The 7,911-nt window shown below is 41.2% G+C and carries 8 protein-coding genes; 4 read left to right on the top strand and 4 right to left on the bottom strand.

From position 1 onward, the window contains the following. The first annotated feature begins 283 nt into the window (after positions 1-283). Complete coding sequence (locus tag QZY09_RS11550) at positions 284-1,543, top strand: PQQ-dependent sugar dehydrogenase (protein ID WP_295672526.1); 1,260 nt, start codon at positions 284-286, stop codon at positions 1,541-1,543. Further along, complete coding sequence (locus tag QZY09_RS11545) at positions 1,543-1,974, top strand: cytochrome c (protein ID WP_295672524.1); 432 nt, start codon at positions 1,543-1,545, stop codon at positions 1,972-1,974. The genes QZY09_RS11550 and QZY09_RS11545 overlap by 1 nt, the downstream gene beginning before the upstream one ends. A 78-nt stretch (positions 1,975-2,052) precedes the next feature. Here QZY09_RS11545 and QZY09_RS11540 read toward each other — a convergent pair whose 3' ends face one another. The 4 genes from QZY09_RS11540 to QZY09_RS11525 form a co-directional block, all read right to left on the bottom strand. Further along, complete coding sequence (locus QZY09_RS11540) at positions 2,053-2,574, bottom strand: hypothetical protein (protein WP_295672522.1); 522 nt, start codon at positions 2,572-2,574, stop codon at positions 2,053-2,055. Positions 2,575-2,871: 297 nt separating this feature from the next. Next, positions 2,872-3,621 (bottom strand): ABC transporter ATP-binding protein, encoded by a 750-nt coding sequence (locus QZY09_RS11535; RefSeq protein ID WP_295672520.1) that lies wholly within the window; start codon positions 3,619-3,621, stop codon positions 2,872-2,874. 36 nt (positions 3,622-3,657) lie between these two features. Beyond that, entirely contained in the window at positions 3,658-4,527 is an 870-nt protein-coding gene (locus tag QZY09_RS11530) for an ABC transporter permease (RefSeq protein WP_295672518.1), read from the bottom strand. After that, positions 4,527-5,498, bottom strand: a complete 972-nt coding sequence (locus QZY09_RS11525) for an ABC transporter substrate-binding protein (RefSeq protein WP_295672515.1) — start codon at positions 5,496-5,498, stop codon at positions 4,527-4,529. The genes QZY09_RS11530 and QZY09_RS11525 overlap by 1 nt, the downstream gene beginning before the upstream one ends. Before the next feature lie 103 nt (positions 5,499-5,601). Between QZY09_RS11525 and QZY09_RS11520 the strand changes: the two genes are divergently transcribed. Both QZY09_RS11520 and QZY09_RS11515 read left to right on the top strand, forming a co-directional pair. Next, entirely contained in the window at positions 5,602-6,747 is a 1,146-nt protein-coding gene (locus QZY09_RS11520) for a methionine aminotransferase (RefSeq protein ID WP_295672514.1), read from the top strand. A 130-nt stretch (positions 6,748-6,877) separates the two neighbouring features. Further along, positions 6,878-7,657, top strand: a complete 780-nt coding sequence (locus tag QZY09_RS11515) for an amidohydrolase (RefSeq protein WP_295672512.1) — start codon at positions 6,878-6,880, stop codon at positions 7,655-7,657. Positions 7,658-7,911: the final 254 nt, after the last annotated feature.

Raw genomic sequence — 7,911 nt, 5'->3', positions numbered from 1 at the left:
TTATATTTTATAAAATAAACATCTTACAAAATAATATTCTGTTAAATGTCATAAATACAGAATATATTCAACTGGAGTAGATTGCCAATCATATTGTTATATCTTGCTTATTATTAATACTTTGCATAGTTATTCTTTTTATCAGCTAACGACTAAGGCAAAAAAATCACATATAAATGTCAGTTTTTCGACAACGACACGTTCTGTAACTATTTTAGTACAAAACATTTTAGTCAGATAATACACTTTAAATTAACTTTGGATACCAAATGGAAATTGACTTATGAAAATGAAAAAAATGATGATCCTATTATTGCCGTTATTCGCAATAGCGGGATTGATACTATTTAATGCCTGCAAGGATACGCCGGCTACAGGATCTGGCGTGGCTGCAAGTACAGGGCTGATCCTTCCTGAAGGTTTCAACGCTGTAACTATTGCTGAAAATACGGGTAGTCCAAGGCACATGGTGGTTACGCCGGAAAATGACCTTTATGTACACCTGGCGAATAACAGAAAAGGGAAAAGTATCTTGGTATATCATATTGACGGCGATAAGGCTACATTAAAATCAACCTTTGGCGACTTCGGTGGCACCGGCATCGCCATTAAAGATGGCTATTTATATGCCTCCAACAACACAGATGTATACCGTTTTAAATTAAACGACAAAAACGAGGTGGCTCCCCAAGCCCAGCCGGAACGAATAGTTACCGGATTAATTGGCAGAAGGATGCACGAACCGAAAGCCATTTGCCTGGATAATGATGGCAATATTTACGTTAATATCGGCGCTTACTCAAATATATGCAGCGACTATGACCCTAAGGCAACCGGCTGTCCAATATTGGATTCGGCAGCCGGGATCTGGCAATTCAAGGCAAATAAGCCTGACCAGCACTATGGTGATGGGGTTCATTATGCATGGGGTTTAAGAAATGTGGTTGGCATTTCGTGGAATCAACAGGATAACCAATTGTTTGTGATGCAGCATGGGCGCGACGCATTGCATGATCTATACCCGAGCCTTTATTCTGAAAAACAGTCGGCAGAGCTCCCATCGGAATGTATGTTTGCTATAAAAAAAGGCGACAATGCCGGCTGGCCGTATGTTTATTACGACTGGATGCAAAATAAAAACATGCTCGGCCCTGAATATGGCGGCGATGGTAAAAAGCCTGCGGATGCGAAGTACATCAACCCGGTGGCAGCTTACCCCGGTCACTATGCACCAGACGGGTTGCTATTTTATACCGGCAGCCAATTTCCCGAAAAATATAAAAATGGTGCTTTTATTGCCTTCCATGGTTCATGGAACAGGGCTCCATTGCCACAGGCCGGGTACTGTGTAGTATTTCAACCATTTAAAGATGGCAAACCCGATGGTAAATGGGAGGTTTTTGCCGATGGGTTTGCCGGTGCGAATAAATCACCCGGTGGTGCCGCTCACAGGCCATGCGGCCTGGCGCAGGGGCCTGACGGTTCACTTTATGTAAGTGACGATCAGCACGGTGCTATTTATAAAATCAATTACAAAAAATAATGAAGTACTGTTTACCAGCTATAATATTACTTATATCGATATTCGCAGGCAGGGTTCAAGCTCAGGCAAAAAAAGCTGTACATCATACAAGCAGCGCAGCGGCAATCGCCAGGGGGGGAATAGTTTACGGAAAGATCTGCATTGCCTGCCATATGGCCGATGGTAATGGGGTGCCGATGATGAATCCACCACTCATTAATACCACTTATGTACTTGGTGACAAAACGAAACTCATCACCATAGTTTTAAATGGTTTTAAAGAAGATGTGGAGATTAACGGCCAAACTTATTCTAATGTGATGACCCCGCATAAAGATTTGACCGACCAGCAAATTGCTGATGTTTTAACTTATGTGCGTAAAAGCTTTGGTAACAAGGCCAATTCGATAAAAACATCAGAAGTTAAAATGGTTAGGGCGACTATTAAGTGATTATACTGATTTTTCATAATGATTACACCGATTGATTTTCAAATCGGTGTAATCATAAACTAAACGGTGAAATCATAATTAACAGGTAAGCTGGTATTGATAAACAACGCTACGCCGGATTTTTTCTTTCACACGATGAAGGCTCTCCTCAATGGTATCCTTGTGATCTTTCCCGGTTACCTCAATAAATGCTTTTTGATAGCCAGTTAATGCTTTTGAAAAATCCTTATTCTTTTCAAAAAACAAACCCTGCAATTCATAGATTGACGCAATACTCACTCCGGGAACGTTTAGGGCCTTTTCTATAACTTGGTTAGCCTGTTTTTCCATCCTCAGAAAAACCACCAAACTCAGGTAATGGAAATAATTATCAGGGAATAAAGGCTCCAGGTCCATACAGGTTTTAAAATGATACCCCGCGGTTTGGTAATCCTTAATTTCATAATAATATATTTTCCCTAACTGGAAATGAGCTCTCGCATAAAGCGGGTCGTTATCAATGATCTCTTTCAGCAATTGAAGAGCCTTTGGCGATTCGCCGTAATTTACTTCTTCAACAGCCTGCAGATACTTTTCTTCAATAGTATAATAAGTGTCCATAAACTTTTAAATAATGGGTTGAGGCATGCAATAAAGCAAACCTTAAATTCAACAAAATAATAATTGTATTTGTCCTTAACAGGACTGATGAAGAGAACTAGCCCATTGCATAACTCTTCTGCTGCGCACCCATGGGCCGCAAAAAGTTTTGTTTGCAGAAGTGATTCAGACGTAGCATTGAATTTATTTTTTTTGCAAAGATAGTAAATAAATGATTTCACTGATTAAGGAAAATAATTTCACCGATTGTGTTTTTTGAAAATCGGTGTAATCAAAAACAAATCTGTGTAATCCGAATTACCCAAACCAATCAAACAAATCATTTTGCTTTAAGGCGGATTTTTGTTGAGCACCAAGATCTTTCATTACCAGCCCCTCTCCCATCAAAATCAAACGGTTACCATAGGTATAGGCGTCTTTTAAATTGTGAGTGATGAGGATAGCAGTTAAGCGGTAATCTTTGATCAGTTCTTCAGCGGTTTTCATTACCACCTGCGCCGACCGCGGGTCAAGCGCTGCTGTTGGTTCATCCAGCAACAGGACTTTGCAACTGTCCATTACGCTCATCAATAAAGTTAATGCCTGGCGCTGCCCGCCTGACAAGGTGCCCATTGGTTGCTCAATTTTATTTTCAAGGCCGAGGCCAAGGGTTGAAATTTTCTCTTTAACCTGATTTTTAAAGGTGTCATTAATGCCAATGGTTAAACCTTTTGCCCGGGTCCGTATGGCCGCTAGCCTGAAATTATCAATAATGCTAAGGTCAGATGCCGTACCGCTCATTGGATTTTGAAAGACACGGGCAATCCATTGGCTGCGCCTGTAATCGGGTAGTTTAGTTACATCCTTCCCATCAACGATAATACTTCCCTGGTTTGGAAAAACACTCCCGGCAACCATATCCAGCAAAGTCGTCTTGCCGGAACCATTCGAACCAACAATCACCACAAACTCTCCCGATTTGATATGCAGATCAATGCCATTTACCGCATTTACCTGGTTTGACCTGCCGGTGTTGAATGTTTTGTGAATGTTTTTGATGTCGATCATATTTTGATTTCGGAATTCGGAATTTCGATTTCGGACTTACTTAGCGGTTCTGAAATTAATGCGGGGCAAACTCACTATTAACAATACAAAAACTGCCGTTACTGCCTTTAAATAAATTGGATTAACGCCAATTTCCAGTGTAATAGCCAATACAAATTGAAATATTATGGCGCCACTCAGCACCAATAACAAACTTAACCATATGGAGGTAAGGCGTAGCCAATTGATAAATGTTTCCGCTATTATGACCGAGCCAAGCCCAATAATTACTATCCCTATACCCATACTGATGTCTGCATACCCTTGCTGCTGGCTGATAAGATAACCACTTGTAGCTGTTAATGCATTGGCAAGCGCGAGCCCAATTATCTTCATCCTGTCAGTGTTAACCCCTAAAGCGCGGATCATAGTTTCACTGTTACCGGTTGCGCGCATAGCTAATCCGAAATCAGTTTTAAGGAGGTAACCAATAAAAAGGGTAATAATACCTACAAAAATTATCAATATCCAGAAAGTATTATGATTTGGATCTGCGCTGATATTAATTATATTAAACAAGGTTGAAACGTCTATCAATGGTAAATTAGATCGTCCCATCAATGCAAGGTAGACTGAGTAAAGGGCAGTCATAACCAGAATTCCAGCCAACAGCGCATGGATTTTTAACTTTGTGTGAATTACCCCGGTTAAAGCCCCTGCTGTGGCACCCGCCGCTGCAACTGCCGGCAAGGTAATATAAATTGGCTGATGATGTGTTAAAAATATGGCTGTAACTGTCGCCCCCAATGTATAACTCCCGTCGGTTGTAATATCAGGAATATTAAATATCTTCATTGATATATAAATTCCAAGGGCAACTCCCGAGAAACACAAACCCTGTAATAAAGCGGTGAGGTAAAAATCCATTACTTAACAGCTTCAAAATTTGAAGGAACAGTGATGTTGTATTTTTTAACAGCGGCTGGGTTATAAACCCTTTTGCGCACTTTAACCATTTCCGGCTGCAAACCCGCCGTTGAATGTGTTTTTAAAAATTGTGCGGCCTGCTCCCCTGCCTGGTAGCCCCATTGGTAAATATCAGCGCCAAAGGCGGCAACGGCGCCACGTTGCACCAGGCCCACTTCGCTGGTAAAAATCGGCACATTTTTTTGGTTACAGCTTTTTAATATGGTTTCAAAAGCGCTAAATACGGTATTATCGGGGTTGGCAAAAAAGGCGTCGATGTTTTTATTCAATAATGCCTGTGTTACCAGTTGTGCATCTGCCGAAGAATTTAAAGGCAAGGCAATTAGAGAGATATTAATTTTATCCGCTAAGGATTGTATCCTATTTTTGGCATCAACTGATTGCGGTTCCGATTGGTTGTAGATCATCCCTACCACCAGTTTACCTGCCTTCGGTTTCATGAATTTTGGAATGTTTGAAAAAGAAGTATCAATATAATTCAAATCCTCAACCGCGCCGAACAGATTGGCAGGGGCCTTACCGTCTGCGCCCTCCAGCTTCATCAGTTTTACAATGGGCGAAACCATCATAAATATGGGTATAGTCTTGGTTTTTTGCGCAGCAGTGATGGAAGACAAGGTAGTACAGGTAGCCATCAGATCGACTTTTTCGGAAACAAACTGGTTGACGATCTGTGTGAGCGTAGGGATACTTCCCTGCGCATTGCTGTATTCTATCTTTATATTTTTTTGATCTTCACTAAATCCGTTTTTCTTTAGCGCATCCACAAAACCGGTACGTGCAGGAGAGATCGAAGCATCTTCAAAAGCATCCACAAAACCAACAACCGGCATAATTTTTTTATCGCCCGAATGGCATGAACAAAAAAAAGCAGCGAGCAAAATCAGCGAAAAGTATTTCAATAGCTTCATGGTACGAAGTTATATAAAGAAGGTGAAAGGTAAAAGCCGAAAGGTAAAAGCTTTTACCATCCTTTCGCGTCCTTAAACTTTTTTTAAGTATTTTTACGCCTGCATGACTCCTATCATTTCAAAACTACCCCAAACGGGGACTACTATATTTACGGTAATGTCGGCCCTGGCAAATGAGGTAGGCGCTATAAATTTGTCACAGGGTTTCCCGGATTTCGAAACCTCTCCTGAATTGATCAAGCTGGTAAATTCAGCAATGAAAAAAGGGCATAACCAATATGCCCCCATGCCGGGTGTGCAGGCCCTCCGTGAAAGGATAGCCGAAAAAACTGAAAAGCTTTACGGAGCTGTTTACAATCCGGATACTGAGATCACCATAACCGCAGGCGGCACACAAGCCATATTTACCGCGATCACAGCAGTAATTAACCCCAATGATGAGGTGATTATCTTTGAGCCGGCATTTGATTGCTACGCACCTGCTATTAAACTAATGGGCGGTATTGTAAAATCACTGGAGCTGGAGCCGCCTGACTACCGCATCCCCTGGGATATGGTAAAAAGGCTCATTAACAGCAAGACCAGGATGATCATCCTGAATACACCGCATAACCCCACGGCTACCATCCTGCACAAAGAGGATATTGATGAACTAAGCGCGTTGGTAAAAAACCAGGATATTTTGATCCTGAGCGATGAGGTATACGAACACCTGATATATGATGGCGAAACGCATCATAGCATGGCCCGATACCCCGAGTTGCAGCAACGCAGCTTTATAGTAGCATCGTTTGGCAAACCTTTCCATGCCACCGGCTGGAAAGTTGGCTACTGTATGGCGCCTGCTTTTTTAATGAGTGAGTTTAGAAAAATACACCAGTTTTTGGTTTTCAGCGTAAACGCGCCGATCCAATATGCCATCGCGGAGTATCTGAAAGATGAAAACGTTTATTTATGCCTGCCTGCGTTTTTTGAAAAAAAGCGGGATTATTTTCGGAAAGGATTGGAGCAAACGAAATTTAGATTATTACCTTGTTCCGGCTCCTATTTTCAATCCGTTACTTTTGAAAACATTACAGATGAGAAAGATAGCGACTTTTCATTACGCTTAACAAAAGAATTTGGCGTGGCGGCTATACCCACTTCGGCTTTTTATACCAAGGGCACAGATCACCACGTTTTGCGTTTTTGTTTCGCCAAAAGACAAGAAACGCTCGATAAAGCCGTTGAAAGATTGTTGAAAGTGTAGTTCATGGTTGATGGTTCATAGTTCATAGCCTATTGTGGTTATGGCGAAAATTTTATTAAGCAACGAAGAAATAATGAACCGTTAATGCAGCCATGAACTATGAACCATTAACTATGAACCAAACTAACGAATGGAAAATTTAAAAGTAACCACCTTCCAGGGATATCTTTACTGGGAAAACATCGATAAAAACCTGCAAAATATTACCACGCGTTTATCCAATATCCGCGAAAAAACCAACCTGATCATTTTACCGGAAATGTTCAGTACGGGATTTTCTATGGAAGCGGAAAAACTGGCCGAGGGTATGGGCGGGAAAACGATGAAGTGGATGTATAAAATCGCAAAAGAATATGACTGCGTTTTAACTGGCACTATCATCATTAAAGAAAACGAAAAATATTATAACCGCCTTATCTGGATGCGACCAGATGGTACTTATGAATATTATGATAAGCGCCACCTGTTTGCTATGGGGAATGAGCATATGACCTATACGCCAGGTAACAAAAGGCTTATTGTTAAGTTAAAAGGCTGGAATATTTGCCCGATGATCTGTTACGACCTCCGTTTTCCGGTTTGGTTAAGAAATGCACACGCTGAGTATGATCTGCTGATCGTTACCGCTAACTGGCCCGAAAAGAGGATCGCTCACTGGCGCACACTGATTAACGCCCGGGCGATAGAGAACCAGGCCTATGTGATCGGCGTAAACCGCGTAGGGCACGATGGCAATGAAGTTTATCATTCCGGCGATTCCACATGTATCGACCCAACCGGTAACGTAGTTTATTATAAACGCGACGAAGAAGACCTTTATACATTCACCATTAACGCGGATGAAGTTACAAAAACCAGGCGCGCTCTGCCATTTTTGAAGGATGAGGATGAGTTTAAGATTATCGTCTGAATTTGTCTGAACCCAGATTAAACAGATTTATCAGATATTTTGGATTTTAAAAATCGTGAAAATCCATTAATCCCTTTAATCCCGGTTCAGACATTATACCTATTTTTAGCCTAAATTAATTAAACGATCTCAATGAAGCTTATTAACCGGAGCATCATCACAAGTGCATTTATCTTATTTTTTGCATTATCAGCATCTGCCCAAAGAAAAAAAGACTACACGCAATTTGTTAACCCTTTTATAGGCACAGGTGG

Origin of the sequence: uncultured Mucilaginibacter sp. (assembly GCF_903913935.1) — a bacterium.
Classification (GTDB): Bacteria; Bacteroidota; Bacteroidia; order Sphingobacteriales; family Sphingobacteriaceae; genus Mucilaginibacter.
Note: the sequence above shows the minus strand (reverse complement) of the source record. Positions and strands in the feature narration are given on the sequence as shown.

Excerpts from the sequence above, each read along its gene's own strand:
- QZY09_RS11550 (WP_295672526.1), top strand. The coding sequence starts at position 284 with ATGAAAATGAAAAAAATGATGATCCTATTATTGCCGTTATTCGCAATA.
- QZY09_RS11520 (WP_295672514.1), top strand. The coding sequence starts at position 5,602 with ATGACTCCTATCATTTCAAAACTACCCCAAACGGGGACTACTATATTT.
- QZY09_RS11545 (WP_295672524.1), top strand. The coding sequence starts at position 1,543 with ATGAAGTACTGTTTACCAGCTATAATATTACTTATATCGATATTCGCA.
- QZY09_RS11540 (WP_295672522.1), bottom strand. The coding sequence starts at position 2,574 with ATGGACACTTATTATACTATTGAAGAAAAGTATCTGCAGGCTGTTGAA.
- QZY09_RS11535 (WP_295672520.1), bottom strand. The coding sequence starts at position 3,621 with ATGATCGACATCAAAAACATTCACAAAACATTCAACACCGGCAGGTCA.
- QZY09_RS11525 (WP_295672515.1), bottom strand. The coding sequence starts at position 5,498 with ATGAAGCTATTGAAATACTTTTCGCTGATTTTGCTCGCTGCTTTTTTT.
- QZY09_RS11530 (WP_295672518.1), bottom strand. The coding sequence starts at position 4,527 with ATGGATTTTTACCTCACCGCTTTATTACAGGGTTTGTGTTTCTCGGGA.
- QZY09_RS11515 (WP_295672512.1), top strand. The coding sequence starts at position 6,878 with ATGGAAAATTTAAAAGTAACCACCTTCCAGGGATATCTTTACTGGGAA.